We start from the raw sequence: 17,518 nt of genomic DNA, 5'->3' as shown, positions 1-17,518 counted from the left end.
GTTAACTTTTCTCATGGAAATGCTTGCAAAATGAAAATAATTACCTTTGTGATCTTTAGGCTCCAATGTAAGATGGAGAAAACAACAACATGAGGAGCAGATCATTCGTGCGCAAACTTAGCCTCAGCATCGTCGCTTTACTACTAATTTGGTCGAGCACAGGCGCCGTCTCGGCGCATCCCGGGCGGACCGACGCCAAGGGCGGCCACACCTGCCGCACCAATTGCGCCAAGTGGGGATTAAAGGACGGACAGTATCATTATCACAATGCGGACGGCTCCGCAACGCTAACTCCCCCGTCTGGGAGTAACGGCAAGCTGAAAGCCGACAAAATTACGCCCCCGCGCAAGGGGAAGCTGTCGGTCTATTATTTGAACGTCGGGCAAGGAGACGCCACCTACATCAAGACGGCCGAGGGAGACGACATTCTGATCGATGCGGGCAAGAACGAGGCGGGAGACGTAGTCGTCGACTATCTGAAGCAGCTTGGCGTAGACGATCTGGAGGTGCTGATCTCCACCCATCCCGACGCCGACCATTCCGGGGGACTGGATACCGTACTGAACGCTTTCAAGGTGAAGGCCGTCTATGCGCCTAAAGTCTCTCACACGACAGACACGTTCAAGGATTTCCTGCTCGCAGTCAAAAAACAAGGCTTAACGATCAAAGAGGCCAAGGCTGGCGTCTCCCTGCCCCTAGAAGGAGTAACTGCGGCTTTCGTCGGACCGACGACCGCTTACGGAAGCAACCTCAACGACTGGAGCGCAGTTCTGCATCTTGCTTATGGAGACAACACGTTCCTGTTTACAGGCGACGCTGAAAAGAAATCCGAAAGCGATATGATTGCGAAAAAAGTGCGGCTGAAGGCCGACGTTCTGAAAGTCGGGCATCACGGCTCCGTCTCATCTACGACCGATCCTTTTCTAAAAGCCGTAGCGCCTCAGTATGCCATCATTAGCGTTGGCCAGAATAGCTACGGACACCCTGCCGCTTCTCTTCTTAGTCGGCTCAAGGCAGCCAAGGCGACAATCTATCGCACCGACTTAAACGGTACTGTAACCGCAGTAAGCGATGGCAAAAAAATAACTTTCTTGAAGGTGAAATAAGTGGAACGAGGAATTATCGACCGATTCGAGGGGGACATCGCCGTAGTTGAAGTGGATGGCTCAACGAGAGATTACGTTCGTTCTAAGCTGCCAAGAGGCGCACAGGCGGGGGATGCGATTGTCATCGAAAACGGAGAAATACGCTTGGACGAAGCTGCGAAAGAAAAAAGAAAAAGAGACATCGACCGTCTGATGGACGAACTGTTCGAATAACTGCACCCGCAGGTTAACACCTCTTTTCGGTTCGGCCTGCGCTTGTCCAGTGCGAAGGGAATCGTGGCGACATACACTATTCCATCATCTACGCACTGGAGGTGTTATTACGATGAGCATGGAACTTCATAACGCGGAAAGCTCTCATCATCGCTCTCACGGCCGCTCTCATGGTCATTCCCATGGTCGTACCGGCGGTCGTACCGGTGGTCGCTCCGGCGGGCGCACTGGCTGTCGTACTGGCGGTCGCACTGGTGGACGCACTGGAGGTCATACCGGAGGTCGCACCGGTGGACGCACTGGCTGCCGTACTGGCGGTCATACCGGTGGTCGCACTGGCGGTCATACCGGTGGTCGCACTGGCGGACGCACTGGCTGCCGTACTGGCTGCCGTACTGGCGGTCATACCGGTGGTCGCAAATAAGAAAGACCTGCGCGCCTGATTGCCGCTCCTGCAATGCTCGATTATGCGGGAGCGGATTTTCAACTCAACTGTGCGATAGTACTGTCCCTATATTCACCCCGACATAAGCTATTGAGGTGATGAGCCATCATTACAATAACCTTACGGCGGTGATAGTATGAGTTATCCTGTATGCGGAGGCGGCTCGGGAGCGGCTATTGTTCTTGTTCTCTTCATCCTGTTGGTCATTATCCTGAAAGCCGGATACTAATATTGCACCTCCCTTCACCGCCAGGCTGAGCGCCTGGCGTTTTTTATGTATTTTCTTTTCGATCTGATATTTTTCTCATTTTCGCAACCTTTACCAAAACACTTGCGTCATAATGTGCGACTCAATTAATCCATTAACAAATTGGAGGGAACAAAAAATGACCCAGATGAGAAAACCGTTATTGCTGCTTATGTTAGCGGCCGTTTTCAGCTTGCTGCTGAGCAGCTCGGCTTTCGCCCACGGAAAAGACCATGAAAAAAACAACCACAAGCCTCATTATCAAGGTAACTCCGGCATTACGAACGCAGCCGCGGTCAGCATGATTGTAAAAGGACTCGACTTGAACATCAACCACATCCGATTTGTGAAACAGCCGCTGGCAAGCGACTATTACACGAAGGTGAAGGATAACGCCTCCTACGCGCAAGATTTCATTATCGCGCGGTTTAACGGACTGGATCTTCCCAAGGACATTAATCCATCCGCCAAAGTATCCCGCGAGCAATTCGCCCACTGGCTGTTCGGCGCGTTCTCTCACAAAGGAGACTTCAGCTGGATCGCCATGTACGTAGAAATCGCCGATGCCAAACAAATCTCGAGCGCCTACATGAACAGTATTCAGAAGCTGCTCCTCAGCAAAATCGCAACCCTGGACAGCAAGCAAAAATTCAACCCTAAGAGCCCTGTTACCCGTTCGGCCGCCGAAACGATGATCAACCGGACGGTTAAGTTCATTAAAGAAAACAGTCCTGTATACGTACCTGAAAATCCGGTTCTGAACAATGCCAAGCTAACGACCGAGAAAGTTACGGATAACATCTCTAAAGTGACCGTAACCGTCACGGTCCCTCATCCCGGATATGGCATCGAAATTACCGGCATTCAATTCTCCAAGGGCCAGGCCGTTATCCAATACAGAGCCGTGCTTCCTAACCCGGACATGATGTATCCGCAGATGCTGAAGGATATTTCCGTTTCTACTTATATCTCTTCCGAATTTACTCCTGTGCTGGGCGAAGCTCAACCAGCTGCACCGTTTCCAGGTTAAGCTACAATAAAACGGATGGACAGTCCTCTTGGACGTCCATCCGTTTTTTCATAACGAACCTATCGGCCTTACTCATCCTCTGCAGCTTCGGGGAGCTGCCAGTCGATTTCCGCGAAGCCGTTGCTCCGGAGAAAAGCATTGCATTGCGAGAAGGGCTTGCTCCCCCAGAAGCCGCCGTAAGCCGACAACGGGCTCGGGTGGACCGATTGAAGCACGAAATGCTTCGATGTATCAATAAAGCGTCCTTTCTCCTGCGCCGGCTTCCCCCACAGCACAAACGCGATCGGCCGCTCTCGCTCATTAAGCAGCGAGATCACCTTATCCGTAAACTTCTCCCACCCCAGTTTGCGATGAGAGTTGGCCTCGCTTTCTCTAACCGTTAACACATTGTTCAACAGCAGCACGCCCTGGCGCGCCCAATGCTCTAAAAATCCGTGTGAGGGCTCAGAGCAGCCCGTATCGTCGCACAGCTCTTTATAAATATTTTTGAGAGATGGAGGCAGCTTTACCCCCGGACGCACGGAGAAGCTCAAGCCATGCGCCTGCCCCGCCCCATGATAGGGGTCCTGCCCGAGAATAACCACTTTGACCTTATCGTAGGGTGTAAGCTCGAAAGCCCGAAACACATCCGCAGTCGGCGGATAAACGGTATGTATCTGATATTGCTCGGCAACCTGATCCATAAGCTTCTTGTAATAGGGCTTCTCCGTTTCCTCTGCGAGCAATTGCCCCCAATCGTTGCCTGGCGCACGAAGCAAGCCGGTCTGCGTCGTCATGATGAACCTCGCTTTCTCTGACTGTCGTTTTTCTATTATAGCAAAATTATTTTTTTCGACATAGATTATCCCTGTAAATATCAAAAAAGCCCGAGAGCCTAAGCCCCCTGGCTGATTTGTTATGCATTCAACGGATAGTTTGGATTTTTTAGAATTTCGCTCACGATGAACAACAAATCATCGTCATTGATGTTCGTGTCGCCGGCTTGGTCAGCATCATGTTTTGTGCGGTCTGTTTGGTCAGCCGTTTTGCCATAATAGAATCCATCAATCGCTAAATCAACAAGCGTATATTCACCAGTTCTGTTTACATCCTTAACGCCTTCTATTTCGATCGTATCCTCCGTGCAGGATTCTTCATTCAAGTCGTACTCCGACTCGGTATCCGCTATTCTGCACTCCAGTGCATCAACCTTGGCGACTCCTTTCTCTTTGCCCGTGAACTTCAGCTTCAAAATCACTTGCTCGCCGTTAATCCCATACTGCTCGCCTTGGCTCGCGATAATAAAGCGCAGCTTTCCGTTCTCGTCCGTCGGTTGGTTATACACTTTGTAGCCTGGAATTTCCTCGAAACCAACGTAATTCAACAAATTGCTGTCATAATTGATCTTGAAGTCCTCGGCATAAATATTGCTTACGTTCTGGAGGACAATATCGGAAGTGAACTGCTCACCGACTTTGATTTTCTCTTTATCCATGACAACATTCAGAACAGGTTCATTAACGAGAGAGGCAGAGACTTCGTTTGATGGGGCGCTTTCTGCATTAGCGTTGAGAGCTGTAACCACATAATAATAATTGATGCCCGGAGTAACGTCCGAATCCGCATAAGTAGTTCCTGTTACACTTGAAGCGATTGTTACATACGGCCCGCCAGGAGTTGTTGACTTCTTGACGTTATAACTTATCGCTCCAGTAACCGCAGACCAATTAAGGTCAATCTTTGCAATTCCTGCTGTTGCAGTTATGTCCGGATTAGCAATTTCAACCAAATATCCCGTTTCGTCGATATCAATAGCATCAAGCGTTGCAACATACCCCGGAGGGTTATTGCCGGCTGTAACTATAACTTCATGTAAACCATCGACTAAATTAAGCTTTTCAAAGCTCAAAACTTGAGTGCTCGCTGAAGTCGCATGCTCGCTAAACGAATATGTAACACCGTCAATCGAGATCGTATTATTAGTTGTCCTCACACTTGAGTTATAAGTAATCAAACGTAGTTTCGTCCCTTTGAATGTAAACCGGACCTGACCTCCAGCGTACGCAACTTTAAGTGACCCACCCCAAACTCCATTTATCGTTGTCTCGTCGTACCATTTAGAGCTATCCAAGTAGTGGAATTTGTCATTAGTGACATCAATGCGCTGCCATCCCGCTTCGGGATTGGGGAGCTTTTGACCTACTGTTGCAGCAAATGAAACCGATGAAAAAAACGTTGTGAGCATTACCACTAAAGCCAGGACAGATAAGCTGATTTTCTTTTTCAAGTTATTTCCTCCTTCTATGTAATGAATCTATCATACAAGGGAAAATCAGGAATTTACAGTCTGATAATCGACAGGAATCTACAATATACTGGAAGGTTAGCAGGGAAATATTCCCACACATTCTTCTAATATGTACAGTATAGGAAAATACAACCGACCAGGGATACATCGGTCATTTTTTTCATTACTTAACAAATTTGGACTTAGCCAGTCCGCAGCCTGCATCCTTAGCATCGCGTACCAGAAGAGGAAGTGATTCAGCTCTGCTGCAGATAGATCGTACTCTTTGATCTGGCCGCCGGAGATGTAGATCGTAAGGAGGGCTCGTCCATCTGGCGCTGCACTAGCCTCATTTGAGTTTACACTGATTCCAACGTTATCTACTGACCTTTCCACAAATGACACACTTCTAATAGATGACAATTTAAAAAGAGCACAAGTTAATGTGCTCTTTTTAATCTAAAAAAACTACAATTTGACTGATGAAGGATGTAGATCCGCGAATAAACAATATTGAACACAAATTATATATTGATTTTATTTTACTTTTCCTTGCTGCACATAATGATCTTACTGTGCAATATTTAGTTTCTTTTTTCTTGAACTTAATATATTTATTTTCGTGAATGGTCTTTCAAAAACATGATATAGAATGGTTGAGCTAATAATAATAGTGACAACCATGATAATGACACCCATTAACGTTACATCCGGAATATACTTGCGAACGTTATACAAAATAATCGGATGGATTAGGTAGGCACTGAAACTGTAAATCCCAATATATCTCAACACTTTCGATTCAAACAATTTTCGGGAATACCCTTGTCCATGCATGACGCAAAGAATGAAGATCGAATATAAGATTCCATAATAAATAAACTTTTTGTCATAGAAAGTAGATGGAATTTGGACAAAAAACTCAGAGAAAACAGCTGGCAAAGAAATAATGATTGCAGCAATTATTATAAAAGCAATAACATCCATGAATAGCCTTATCTTTTTGGGAATACATATATCGATTAACTTAGTATGAATAAGCGCCGCTATTGATCCTGAAACAAATACAGGCAGATAAGTCATCAAACTAATACTAGCAATCTGAGTATCTTCTGCCGGAATTGACCATTGATGCAAACAAATAAGAACAGCCAAACCAACGACCGAAAATAGCCAATTCAAACTGAATAAGTAGATTACTGAAACTATTACGATAGGTAAAAGTATATAATATTTCATCTCTACTGGAATTGTCCAAAAGTGGCCATTTCCTACTTTTAAAAGTATGTGATCGATAAATGATTGATCATTTTCTACAAGGAAATAATCCAATCGGTAAATAACAAGAACGATGATAAAGATCGGAAATACTCTCAAGAAACGTCTTGTAAAATAGTTGACCCATTCCAATGGATCGAGCGAACGTTTGGGTTTCGAAAAGAAATAGTTACTCAGTAAGAATGCGCTGAGAACAAAGAATAACCAAACACCCATTTTCCCAAGTCCACCGAACCACATTTTATACTGATTGCCGAAGATATGGCTTATAAGTACCATTGAACACGCCATGCCTCTGATTCCATCAAGAGAATAATGGCGTGTTATTACTGGATTATTACTGTTTGATGCGGATTTACTGTTTGATACCATCTTAAAGTCTCCCCCGAAGTTACTAATATACATTCATTTAGTATCGGGGGTAGAAGTTAAATAGTCAACCATTACCAACTCACCTCGATATAGGCGTCGTAAAAACATTTTCGCGCCCGTATGCCGGAACGCGTGTGGACTATCGCGAACACCTTTCATTCCAGCCGTTAATCAGTGAGCTTGTTAGACTCCGTCAGATTACGGATTTTACAGTTTCGGATGAATGTCGTAATAGCAACGTCGTAGTCCTCGGACTCGCCCGCTAGCTTGGACGCGTCATAACCGGACACCGCAACCGCATTCTTCCTACGTTTTACTCTGGACATAATAAAAACACCTTTCACCGTGATTTTAGCGTGAAGGCTAATTTTACCCGGTTATGGCGTTTGTTTTTGTACATATATCTCGGAGTAAGTGCCGTAGGAATTTCATTTCACGAACCGTTTTATACCAACATTTTCGCTCTGTTTGCCAGTCGGGTTAGCTTAGGTAGAGCGTTGTTATAACGGGAATTACTTAGTGGTGCCGAGGACCGGGATCGAACCGGTACGGTACTCACGTACCGCAGGATTTTAAGTCCTGTGCGTCTGCCAATTCCGCCACCCCGGCATGAGAAGCGATATTTTCCAGGCAACGCTCACTGCCATGTTCTCTTGATTTCACATGGTGGGCCTTGAGGGACTCGAACCCCCGACCAATCGGTTATGAGCCGACCGCTCTAACCAACTGAGCTAAAGGCCCCCGTATAGGTCCAGAGTTTGATTATTGAATTGGTTGCGGGGGCAGGATTTGAACCTGCGGCCTTCGGGTTATGAGCCCGACGAGCTACCGGGCTGCTCCACCCCGCGTCGTTGTTACCACTTCTAAATTATTGGCGACAAGTAATAATATACTACATAATACGCTCTAAAGTCAATCGCTTTTTTTAATATTTTCCTGCGCTTTAGCCATTTCTCCAAGCTTCTGCAACAAAATATGCTGCGGCATGTGCATTAGATGCTCGAGCGGCACCTTCATATATTCCGCCAGCTTCACAGCAGTTTCCGTCGACAATGGCATTCTTCTCATCACTGTGTTCCTCCCTTAAGCTGCTTCTAGGCACCAGCTTAGCATAGAACACCATGGATTGCCAATATAGGCTCACAGCGGCTGTCAAGGCATGTAACGCACGCCATACTTGCCCTTCCTCGACCGAAACACCTCGATCTCCTGCGGCACGTCAAGACCGAATACCCAACTGTCATGCTCCATCCGTTGAACGAGGCATCCCGCTTGAAATTTACTGTCGTACAGTCGTGACCAATATACCCACTTCATTTAATAATCCCCCTTGACCATATGCTGGTTTTATATAGCATGCGCGGCTTTGCCGAATTTGAATCGTTATCGGGCTATCGATCTAAAAACAAACAGGCCGAGCGCAAGGGCGCCTCTGCCCCTGGCTCGACCTGTTTGGCAGCGGATATTGTTACTCTACTCCTGCCGCTTCCATGATCGCTCTCTTCTCAAGAGAGATTCCGCCGCCTCCGGCGTTATCGTTGATCCCGTTAAACGCATCCTCGATTTGACCCTTCGGATTCGTTTTGATTTTTTGCAGCAGCGCATTCCCCTTCTCTTCCCATAGCGCCAGGCCTTCCTTGGCGGTCTTATTGCCTTGCATTACCTGCGAGTAGATCATGGAACCCATCTCATTAATGAGATTCAAGTTCGGTTTCTCGCGCAGCAAATTCTGATCTTTAAGCGATGCATTCTGGACCGGAGCCGGCTTCATTTTCGTGAAGGCTTCGACATTGTAGCTCATGCCGTCGCGTACTTTAATGAATTCCTTGCGCGCAGACATCTCGTAGGTGCTGCGAGCCTTGAGCTTAGCCCAGTCTTTGCCGTTCATGAACTTGATGAACTCCCAAGCGTCGTCCGGATTGGCCGCGTTAGCATTGATTCCGGCCAGTTGGCTCAAGTAGATGTTGCCGCCGATTCCTTCCTTGCCCACGTGAAACGGTACCGTTACGACATCCCAATCCAGCTTCTCCATTTTCAGCTTGTCGCTGTTGTCGTTCAGCTGTTGAATATCGTTGATCATGCTGTAATCGCCTAACGTCATCGCAACTTTACCATTCATGAACAGTCTGCCCTGGAACGGATTATAACGATAGTTGTCGCCCATCGGTTCATCGTATTGCATATCTTCCTGCTTCGGCGTCACACGATCCTTGTTCAATTGAACGACTCGCTCCCACACGGCTTGCCATTGCGGCGTATTCACCGTCATCGTCTCGCCCTTGTCGTCGAACATTCTCAATTGCAGCGGAGCGATGAAATTTTGCAGATCCCAGAAGTTATCGCCCGCTCCCCACTGATTGAAGGAGAAGCCGAATACGGAATCCTTGCCTGTGCCCGATTTCAGACGCGTGGCCAAGTTGAACACGTCGTCCCAGCTCATGCCGTCTGTCGGGAAATCGACGCCGGCTTTGGTAAATATCTTCTTGTTGTAATACAGCGCAGAAGGAGAGAAGGTTGGCGTCAGGGCGTACAGGAAGCCATTGCCTTGCTCCTTGATCCCTTCAACTACCGTCGGCACGAATTCGTTAATATCCATGTTATCTTCCTTGATCAGCGTATCCAGCTGCTTCAACATATTGTCGTTGGACAATTGGCCAAGCATGGACAGATCGTTGATGATCATAACGTCAACCGGATTGGCGCCAGTCATGATTTCCTTCAGCTTGGCCATCTGATCGACCGGCTCCTGCTGCTTCGATTGGTCCTCGAATTGCATTTCGGAATAATCGATTGCCGGAACTACTTCAATGTCGATATTCGAATGCGTAAATTCGAACATGTCGGTAAATTGCTGACGGAACCAGGTTTCGTCGGACTTGCTTCCATACATCGTACCGATGCGGAGCGTGCGCCGGTTGTCCGGATCGTCCTTCCCCTTGTCGGTGTTACATGCGGCCAGCAGGGGTACGAATAGGGATAAGGTCATTCCGGTCAGTACCCATTTGCGGATACGGCTTGATTTTGTAATCATGCGGTTTCATCCTCCTCTAAGGATTTAGGTTTCGTAATGACGATTTTGTCTCCATCGAATTCCATTGTCGCTTTGTCTCCGATCGCGAGCGCCGACAAGTATTCCTTCGGAATCTGCAGCCTTCCGACGCGGTCGACGACAACGAACGCTTCGTGCGCCTCCTCCGGCGTCTGACCGCCAAGAGGCTGAGAATGATCTAGATTCGGATTTCTCTTGATGAACTCGGTGCTCGTTAACCCGTCGCGAATCGCGACGACACGGTCAACCTTGCCTGCAAGCGACAGATCGTGGGTGACGATCACAATCGTAAGGCCCAGCTCACGATTAAATTTCCGGAAAATATCCATAATGATATCGGAGGTACGAGAGTCTACCGACCCCGTCGGCTCATCGGCCAGCAGAAGCTGGGGACGATTCGACAGGGAGATGGCTATGGCCACCCGTTGCTGTTCGCCCCCGGACAACTGCTGAAGCTTGTTGTGCATGCGGTCCTTGAGGCCGACCCATTCCAGCAGTTGCTTTGCATAGGCGCGATCAAGCTTGCCTGAGAACATCATCGGCATTTCCACGTTTTCAAGCGCGGTGAGAAAGGGCAGCAGGTTGCGTGCGTTGTTTTGCCAAATAAATCCTACAGTGTCGCGCTTGTACTTGACAAGATCATCGTCGCTCACCTTCAGCAGATTCCAAGGTCCGACCTGCACCTGGCCGGCGGAAGGACGGTCAAGTCCGCCGAGAATATTCAGCAGCGTAGACTTGCCGCTTCCGCTATTGCCGATGATCGCCATCATCTCGCCCGGCTTGACGGATAAGTTCAAGCCTTGCAGCGCAACGACCTCCAGATCGTCGGCTTTGTAAATCTTCACAAGACCTTCGCATGTAATCATCGATTTATCGCTCCTCTCCGAGCTTGACGGCCTGGTGAACCTTCAAGCGTCTGATATGCGTAATGAGAAGCGCAATCCCGATAGTCATCATCACGGCGACGACGATATACAGCCTGTTTGTATCCGTAGCTTCGAATACGACTCGGAAAGGCGGCACCTGGTTGGACGAGTTGTCCGTCGTCTGCAGGAACGGCAGGAACAACAGACTCGTCAGCTTGCCTATTCCGATCCCGAGGCCGATCGACAGTCCGGCGGTAAACACTTGCTCCAGCAGCAGCATCCCCGTCAGCTGCTTGCGGGATAAGCCCATCGCACGCAATATACCGATCTGTACAACCCTGCGGGACAAGTTGAAAAACCAGAACAGAATGTACCCCGACAGCGATACGATTATCGTCACGAGGAATCCCAAGCTCAGAATCCCGAATACGCCGCCTCGCGCCGGATGCTTGCTTTGCGTGCTCAACTCGGAACGCATGCTCTTGATCGAGGCGATCTCGACTCCCTTGTCCTGCAGCGCCGGAATGATTTCCGGCACCTTCGCATCCGGATCCATCTTCAGCCAGACATCATAAGGCGTCATCGGCGCTTGATCGTAGATGTAGTCCAGATTCGCGATCAGGAACGGAGCCTGATCGGGATACAAGTTAGGCCAGTAAGGAATAACATCGAGAATGATGAATTCGATCGGTTGCTCTTGAATGACCGTCTGAACCGTATCCCCGCGCTTCAAATCGAATTTCTTGGCCACATTGGAGGAGACGAACGCTCCCTCGGGCACATCGCCAAGCCATTGCAGGTACTTGTAAGGATTGATCTTGTACATGTCCTTGCGCAGCCAGCCGACCCGGGCAAAATCAACATTGTCGATGCCCATGATCGTGGCCTGCCCTGCCGTCTTGCCCGACACTGTCAAGCTGCTCTTCGTCTGCAGCACGCGAGCGGCGTGCTCGACGCCCGGAAGGGAACGGAAGAGCTCGAACGGAGGCTCGTTATTATACGTAAACTTCGTCGGCGTTGGACGATTGCCGTTGCCTCCGCCTCCACCGCCGCCTTGCCCCCCGCCACTGCCGCCTCCCTGCGATTGGGTAGGCGTCTTGATTTCCGGGGTTCCTTCCCACACCGTCTTAACGACGACGTCCGTCCCGTATTTGTACATAATCCGCTCTTCCGAATTCAGCCCGATCGTACGAGCTGCGGAGGAATTATACACTCCAAGACCGAGTGTCAGGATCAGCAAAATCATTAACGGATAATACGACTTCGCGGAACGGGACAGCTGCGTAAGCGTCAGATAGAACGAAACAGGCAGAATTCTTTTCCACATCAGATTGAACAGCTTCAGCAGCAGCGGAAACAGCCTCAGGAAGAAAAGCCCCGCTGCAAAGATCGTAATGGCCGGAACAAAGAACAAAAACGGCTGTACGTTCAACTGATCCGTCGTCATCCCCGTCTTGAAGGACACCATCTGCCGTTCGTTAAACAGATACCAGCCATAGCCGGCCACGCCCAGAAGAATAACGTCGAGAAACCATTTCTGCCAGAAAGGCTTGCGGTCTCCCCGAGCCATCTGCCGCTTGTAGTCGACGATCGACGTGCGCGTGAATAGCAGCGCCGGAATGACCGTGGCCGCAATGGCCACAATGACCGCTGCGACTCCGGCGAGCACGCCGTCCGTCGAGAATCCGACCGGAATGGCCTTGCGATCGACGAATTGCAGAAACCCGCTCGCCGAACCGATACTCTTGGCCATAAACCAGCCGAAGAGCGGTCCCGCCAGCAAGGCGACAATGCCAAGCAGTGTACCCTCAATCAGGAACAGCATGAATATCTGCCTCGTGCTCGCGCCGCGGCTGCGCAGCACCGCGATATCGGAACGCTGCTTCTCCAGCGCTTGCTGAGTATTCATGGTGATGAAGTAAAAGACCATTGCAATCATCGGCGCCGCCAGCGTGAACAGCATCGTCTGCAACTGGATGCTGTCGCGGCGGAAGTCGCTGAGCATGCTGGCGAAGCTCAGCTCCAGCCGCGTATCCTTCAGCTTCTTGTACACCTCAATGTCGACCCGGTTCAACTTGCTAGTTAACGGGGACAATTGGCTCGTTTGAATCTCCCGCAGATCATAAGCGGAATACCAGCTTGCGATCTGAATCGGAAGCTTCATCTTGCCGGTCAGATCGTTCAGGAAGACCGGCTCGGCGATGTACAGATTGTTGATGAGCCCTTCGAGCCCTTGATACCAATAATCGCTGTTCTCGTCGGCAGGCTTGAACGAGCCTACGATTTGAACCCGCAACGTGGTGTTGGACCCTCCGGACGTCGGATACAGAAGAACGTCTCCAACGTGCAGATCGTTCCGGAACATCGCTTCTTCCATCATCACCGCCTGAATCGTGCCGTCGGCTTCAGAAGCATCCGTGAACCACTTGCCGCCCGCGAGCTCTACCTGCTCCTTCAATCCGCCGAACGCCGCGATTGTAAGCTTCCGCGTACGGCTCGCATCCACCTTCGTCGGATCCTCTGGCGATACCTCCGAGCCGCGAAGCATCAGGCTTCGTTGCGAGACCTCCACCGGGAACCCGATATCGGCCCTCACATCCTCGCGAATATACTGGTCTACATTATTGAAGCTTTCCATATCCGTCTTGCCGTCTGTAGACTGGTAACGAATCAGCATCGACCCTGCCGGCATGCCCTCGCTATTGTCCTGCAGCGATTGCGACACGACCCTCTTGAGAGCGCCGTCCGCATACATCGGAATGCTGGTCGTAAAAGCAACGGCGACGAACAATCCGGCAAGCGTGCTGAGCGTCATCCAGCGCGTGTTCCACATTTTGCGGAAGAGAAACCGAATCAGCGCGTTCATCGCTTACCGCCCTACGACTTTCTGTCCTGGCGTTAAGCCGTTCAAAATCTCGGCGTCGGTCGATGTCTGCTGCCCGACCTCTACGTCCACTTCGCGCTTGCTGCCGTCGGCCTCAGCCACTTGCACATAAGTGCGCGCGCCGATGGTGCGAAGCGCCGCAAGCGGAATGACGACTGCGTTTTCCTTGCGGTTGATAATAACGGATACGGACAAAGGCGTACCTCTCGTTACCGTCTTCGGCAGCTTGGCGATGTCGACGAGCAAATAGTTGTTGATGCTGTCGGTTTTTGCCCCGTTCCCGTTCCCGTTGCCGTTTCCATTCTGATTGTTCGTGGACGGAATCGGCAGCTGTTTGACTTTTCCTTTTATTTGGCCTGCATTATTGATATCTACGACAACCTCCATGCCAAGAGATACCTTTGCGAGGTCATCCTTGGACAGCTCCGCCGCAACGATCAGGCTGCTTGGATTGGCGATAACGGCGATCGTGTCGTACGCTTTGATCGAATTGCCTTCCTGCACGGAGACCGAGACAACCGTTCCGGAGAACGGAGCCGTGAGAACCGCCTTGTTGATGTCCTCCTGCATATCGGACAGCGCCTGACGCGACTCTTCGAATTGCAGCGTCTTCTGCTCGAACTCGATCGGGTCCATCGAGTCCTTCTCGCGGAGCGTCTTCTTCATGTCAAGCTCAAGCTGCTTGAACGACAGCGACTCCTTACGCAGATTTTTTTTCATATCGTCTACGTCAAGCTCCGCGAGCGTTTGCCCCGCTTCCACCTTCTGACCGGCTTCTATGTAAAGCTTCTTTAATCTTTTGCCTTCCAAAGTAAAATAGACCTGCTTCTCCTGCGTAGACATCACTTTGCCTGAGCCCGAGGCCTTCGTCTCCAGCGTCTTGGTCACTACGTCGTATTTGGGCTTCTCCGAGATTTTCGGGAGCTGAATGGCCGACAGGTCTTCCTCCTCCGGCTCGCTCGGAAGCATGCTGCAGCCCGTCAGCGCCACGGATAGCGCCAGAACGGCAAGCACGCTGCTTTTCTTGAAGCTTCCGCGTCTCCTCTCGTTGCCCTTACCTATTGTCGACGAATACGCCGTCCACCATTTCATAGACATGGTCTGCTACCTCCATAATCGTAGGGTCATGTGTCGTCATGCAGATCGACACGTTCTCGGTCGCGACGACCTCCTTGAACACTTGCATAATTTGCGCGGTCATCTGACTGTCCAGCTCCGCCGTAGGTTCGTCCGCAAGCAGCAGGCTCGGCTTGTGCGCGATCGCTTTGGCGATGGCTACCCGCTGCTGCTCGCCTCCCGACAATTCGAACGGTCGATGATGCATCCTCTTGGAGAGTCCGACCAGATCGAGGCAGGACGTAATCCTGGACTTCCATTCCGAACGGGGAGTATTGGCCATTCTGAGCGACAATTCGACGTTCTCGTAAGCAGAGAGCAAAGGCATCAAGGCGAACGCTTGGAAAATAAAGCCGATATCCTTGCGGCGCACCTCCGTGCGCTTGTCGTCATCCCATTTGTGGAACGGCCGATCGCGGAAAAAGATTTCGCCCTGCGTCGGCGTATCCAATCCCCCCATCAGATTCATCAGCGTTGTTTTGCCGGAGCCCGAACGCCCTCTGAGCATGACAAGCTGGGAAGGATAAAGGCTGAGGTTAATGCCCTTGAGCACTTTAATCTTCTGGCTGCCGACATCGAAGGAACGTTCTACGTTACGAACCGTCAGCAACGGCTCGCTTGAACGCGCTCGTTCGGCCGAATTTGCCGCTGCCGACGGCTTGTCGGTTTCCTTGGCCCGGGCTTCCTGTTGTTCATCCGTTTTAGCCGCCGAGGAGCCTCGGCTTAGCCATGACAGCATTCCATTTCCTCCCTTACCAAACTCTTCAATGATTATAACGAGCGTTCTCGCTGAAAAGTTACTGAAAAAATTAAATCTTTATCATTTTTTTAGAAGAAAGATCGTCATCCCTTCTCCCTGTTTTCGACTCTCTGCGACAATTCGCGTTTTTTTCGCTTTTCCCTTTATAAGAAGCAGCTTTTTTGTGTATTATTAGAGGATATAACTTGTCATTGTGAGGAAGGTTGGTCCGCTTGGAAACTAAGACGTCGTCATCGAACTTCATTCGAAACATCGTATCCGAGGATCTGTCATCGGGGAAGGTTGCGGAGATCGTTACCCGCTTTCCTCCAGAGCCGAACGGATACCTTCACATCGGCCATGCCAAATCGATCTGCCTGAACTTCGAGCTTGCCGATGAATTCAAGGGCAGAACGAACCTGCGCTTCGACGATACGAATCCCGTCAAGGAAGACGTGGAGTACGTCGAATCCATCAAACAGGATGTGGAATGGCTCGGCTTCAGTTGGGATGGCTTGTTCTTCGCCTCCGATTACTTCGGGGAGATGTACGAGCGGGCCGTCGTGCTGATTCGTAAAGGCTTGGCTTACGTGGATGACCAGACGGCCGATCAAATTCGCGAGACGCGGGGGACGTTGACCTCTCCGGGTCAAGCAAGCCCTTATCGGGACCGCTCCGTAGAGGAGAATCTCGATCTGTTCCGCCGGATGAAGGAAGGGGAATTCGCCGACGGCCAGAAGGTGCTGCGCGCCAAGATCGATATGGCTTCGCCGAACGTCAATCTCCGCGACCCTGTCCTATACCGGGTGTTGCATGCCCATCATCACAATACGGGCGACGCCTGGCGCATCTATCCGATGTACGCCTACGCTCATCCGCTTGAGGACGCTATCGAAGGCGTAACCCACTCCATCTGCACGCTCGAATTCGAAGACCAACGTCCGTTCTACGACTGGGTCATCCGCGAATGCGAGATGCCTTGGGTGCCCCGTCAATACGAATTCGCCCGGCTGAATCTCACCAATACCGTCATGAGCAAAAGAAAACTCAAGCTGCTCGTTGACGAGAAAGCCGTGGACGGCTGGGACGATCCGCGCATGCCGACGATCTCGGGCTTGCGCCGCAAAGGGTATACGCCGGAGGCGATTCGGGCCTTCTGCCGGGAGATCGGCGTAGCGAAGAGCTACGGCATCGTGGACGAGCGCATGCTTGAGCATTTTATCCGTGAGGATCTTAAGCTGAAAGCTCTACGGACGATGGCCGTTCTTCAACCGCTTAAGGTAACCATTACGAACTATCCGGAAGGTCAGGTCGAATGGCTGGAAGCCGAAAACAATTCCGAGAACCCGGAGATGGGTCACCGCAGCATTCCTTTCTCCAGGGAGATCTATATCGAGCGCGACGATTTCATGGATAATCCGCCGCCGAAGTATTTCCGCTTGTATCCGGGCAACGAGGTTCGACTGAAGCACGCTTACTTCATTAAATGCGAGGAAGTCGTGCACGACGCCGAAGGCCATGTCATCGAGCTTCGCTGCACCTACGACCCCGAGACGAAGAGCGGCTCGGGCTTTACCGGACGCAAGGTGAAGGGAACCCTTCACTGGGTGGAGGCTTCCCATGCGGTGCCGGCTCAATTCCGCCTCTACGAGCCGTTGATTACGGCGGAATCGGAAGAGGACGGGCAAAGCTTCCTCGATCATCTCAATCCTGACTCCTTGCAGGTGCAGGAGGGCTTCGTGGAGCCCGGGATGAAGGAGGCCGCAGGCGGGGACAAATTCCAGTTATTCCGTCATGGCTACTTCAACGTCGATCCCAAGGACTCGACCCCTGAGCGTCCGGTTTTTAACCGCATCGTATCCTTAAAAAGCTCGTTCGAAATTTAACAGCACTCGGAGCTCCCGAAC

General features: G+C 50.5%; 16 protein-coding genes and 3 tRNA genes. 6 read left to right on the top strand and 13 right to left on the bottom strand.

What is annotated here, in order from left to right; genetic code table 11:
* Nucleotides 1–107 precede the first annotated feature (107 nt).
* The 5 genes from ACFO1S_RS19795 to ACFO1S_RS19775 all read left to right on the top strand — a co-directional run bounded on the left by ACFO1S_RS19795 (nt 108) and on the right by ACFO1S_RS19775 (nt 3,041).
* Nucleotides 108–1,106 (top strand): MBL fold metallo-hydrolase, encoded by a 999-nt coding sequence (locus tag ACFO1S_RS19795; protein ID WP_378127408.1) that lies wholly within the window; start codon nt 108–110, stop codon nt 1,104–1,106.
* Nucleotides 1,107–1,319, top strand: coding sequence for a DUF3006 domain-containing protein (locus ACFO1S_RS19790; RefSeq protein WP_204601280.1), 213 nt, complete (start codon nt 1,107–1,109; stop codon nt 1,317–1,319).
* A 290-nt stretch (nt 1,320–1,609) separates the two neighbouring features.
* Complete coding sequence (locus tag ACFO1S_RS19785) at nt 1,610–1,762, top strand: hypothetical protein (protein WP_378127406.1); 153 nt, start codon at nt 1,610–1,612, stop codon at nt 1,760–1,762.
* A 138-nt stretch (nt 1,763–1,900) separates the two neighbouring features.
* Entirely contained in the window at nt 1,901–1,993 is a 93-nt protein-coding gene (gene yjcZ, locus ACFO1S_RS19780; protein ID WP_204601278.1) for a sporulation protein YjcZ, read from the top strand.
* Nucleotides 1,994–2,150: 157 nt separating this feature from the next.
* Entirely contained in the window at nt 2,151–3,041 is an 891-nt protein-coding gene (locus ACFO1S_RS19775) for an S-layer homology domain-containing protein (RefSeq protein ID WP_204601277.1), read from the top strand.
* Nucleotides 3,042–3,109: 68 nt separating this feature from the next.
* Here ACFO1S_RS19775 and ACFO1S_RS19770 read toward each other — a convergent pair whose 3' ends face one another.
* The 13 genes from ACFO1S_RS19770 to ACFO1S_RS19710 all read right to left on the bottom strand — a co-directional run bounded on the left by ACFO1S_RS19770 (nt 3,110) and on the right by ACFO1S_RS19710 (nt 15,611).
* A complete protein-coding gene (locus tag ACFO1S_RS19770) occupies nt 3,110–3,817 on the bottom strand; it encodes a uracil-DNA glycosylase (RefSeq protein WP_204601276.1) in 708 nt (235 codons plus the stop codon).
* Between the two features lie 119 nt (nt 3,818–3,936).
* On the bottom strand, nt 3,937–5,307 hold the full coding sequence (locus ACFO1S_RS19765; protein ID WP_204601275.1) for a cohesin domain-containing protein: 1,371 nt from the start codon (nt 5,305–5,307) through the stop codon (nt 3,937–3,939).
* 570 nt (nt 5,308–5,877) lie between these two features.
* Nucleotides 5,878–6,957 carry an acyltransferase family protein gene (locus ACFO1S_RS19760; RefSeq protein ID WP_204601274.1) on the bottom strand — a complete coding sequence of 360 codons (1,080 nt, stop codon included), beginning with the start codon at nt 6,955–6,957 and terminating at the stop codon, nt 5,878–5,880.
* Between the two features lie 520 nt (nt 6,958–7,477).
* Nucleotides 7,478–7,566, bottom strand: a tRNA-Leu gene (locus ACFO1S_RS19755).
* 55 nt (nt 7,567–7,621) lie between these two features.
* Nucleotides 7,622–7,698 (bottom strand) — tRNA-Ile (locus ACFO1S_RS19750).
* A 30-nt stretch (nt 7,699–7,728) separates the two neighbouring features.
* Nucleotides 7,729–7,805: transfer RNA gene (locus tag ACFO1S_RS19745), tRNA-Met, on the bottom strand.
* Between the two features lie 64 nt (nt 7,806–7,869).
* Entirely contained in the window at nt 7,870–8,025 is a 156-nt protein-coding gene (locus ACFO1S_RS19740) for a YycC family protein (RefSeq protein WP_204601273.1), read from the bottom strand.
* A gap of 84 nt (nt 8,026–8,109) precedes the next feature.
* Entirely contained in the window at nt 8,110–8,274 is a 165-nt protein-coding gene (locus tag ACFO1S_RS19735; protein ID WP_204601272.1) for a hypothetical protein, read from the bottom strand.
* Between the two features lie 151 nt (nt 8,275–8,425).
* The gene (locus ACFO1S_RS19730; protein ID WP_204601271.1) at nt 8,426–9,988 is read right to left on the bottom strand and encodes an extracellular solute-binding protein; all 1,563 of its coding nucleotides are present in this window, start codon (nt 9,986–9,988) and stop codon (nt 8,426–8,428) included.
* Complete coding sequence (locus ACFO1S_RS19725; protein ID WP_204601270.1) at nt 9,985–10,872, bottom strand: ABC transporter ATP-binding protein; 888 nt, start codon at nt 10,870–10,872, stop codon at nt 9,985–9,987. The genes ACFO1S_RS19730 and ACFO1S_RS19725 overlap by 4 nt, the downstream gene beginning before the upstream one ends.
* 4 nt (nt 10,873–10,876) lie before the next feature.
* Nucleotides 10,877–13,738 (bottom strand): ABC transporter permease, encoded by a 2,862-nt coding sequence (locus ACFO1S_RS19720; protein ID WP_204601269.1) that lies wholly within the window; start codon nt 13,736–13,738, stop codon nt 10,877–10,879.
* A gap of 3 nt (nt 13,739–13,741) precedes the next feature.
* Complete coding sequence (locus ACFO1S_RS19715) at nt 13,742–14,854, bottom strand: efflux RND transporter periplasmic adaptor subunit (protein ID WP_204601268.1); 1,113 nt, start codon at nt 14,852–14,854, stop codon at nt 13,742–13,744.
* Entirely contained in the window at nt 14,811–15,611 is an 801-nt protein-coding gene (locus ACFO1S_RS19710; RefSeq protein ID WP_204601267.1) for an ABC transporter ATP-binding protein, read from the bottom strand. Before ACFO1S_RS19710 ends, ACFO1S_RS19715 begins: the two co-directional genes overlap by 44 nt.
* Before the next feature lie 233 nt (nt 15,612–15,844).
* On the opposite strand from ACFO1S_RS19710, the gene ACFO1S_RS19705 reads away from it, so the two are divergent.
* Nucleotides 15,845–17,497 carry a glutamine--tRNA ligase/YqeY domain fusion protein gene (locus ACFO1S_RS19705; protein WP_204601266.1) on the top strand — a complete coding sequence of 551 codons (1,653 nt, stop codon included), beginning with the start codon at nt 15,845–15,847 and terminating at the stop codon, nt 17,495–17,497.
* Nucleotides 17,498–17,518 lie beyond the last annotated feature (21 nt).

The sequence above is a fragment of the Cohnella boryungensis genome, assembly GCF_042651945.1.
Classification (GTDB): Bacteria; Bacillota; Bacilli; order Paenibacillales; family Paenibacillaceae; genus Cohnella; species Cohnella boryungensis.
Note: the sequence above shows the minus strand (reverse complement) of the source record. Positions and strands in the feature narration are given on the sequence as shown.

Coding starts and splice junctions, on each gene's coding strand:
- ACFO1S_RS19775 (WP_204601277.1), top strand. CDS start 2,151: ATGACCCAGATGAGAAAACCGTTATTGCTGCTTATGTTAGCGGCCGTT.
- ACFO1S_RS19740 (WP_204601273.1), bottom strand. CDS start 8,025: ATGAGAAGAATGCCATTGTCGACGGAAACTGCTGTGAAGCTGGCGGAA.
- ACFO1S_RS19720 (WP_204601269.1), bottom strand. CDS start 13,738: ATGAACGCGCTGATTCGGTTTCTCTTCCGCAAAATGTGGAACACGCGC.
- ACFO1S_RS19730 (WP_204601271.1), bottom strand. CDS start 9,988: ATGATTACAAAATCAAGCCGTATCCGCAAATGGGTACTGACCGGAATG.
- ACFO1S_RS19735 (WP_204601272.1), bottom strand. CDS start 8,274: ATGAAGTGGGTATATTGGTCACGACTGTACGACAGTAAATTTCAAGCG.
- ACFO1S_RS19725 (WP_204601270.1), bottom strand. CDS start 10,872: ATGATTACATGCGAAGGTCTTGTGAAGATTTACAAAGCCGACGATCTG.
- yjcZ (WP_204601278.1), top strand. CDS start 1,901: ATGAGTTATCCTGTATGCGGAGGCGGCTCGGGAGCGGCTATTGTTCTT.
- ACFO1S_RS19715 (WP_204601268.1), bottom strand. CDS start 14,854: ATGTCTATGAAATGGTGGACGGCGTATTCGTCGACAATAGGTAAGGGC.
- ACFO1S_RS19760 (WP_204601274.1), bottom strand. CDS start 6,957: ATGGTATCAAACAGTAAATCCGCATCAAACAGTAATAATCCAGTAATA.
- ACFO1S_RS19770 (WP_204601276.1), bottom strand. CDS start 3,817: ATGACGACGCAGACCGGCTTGCTTCGTGCGCCAGGCAACGATTGGGGG.
- ACFO1S_RS19710 (WP_204601267.1), bottom strand. CDS start 15,611: ATGCTGTCATGGCTAAGCCGAGGCTCCTCGGCGGCTAAAACGGATGAA.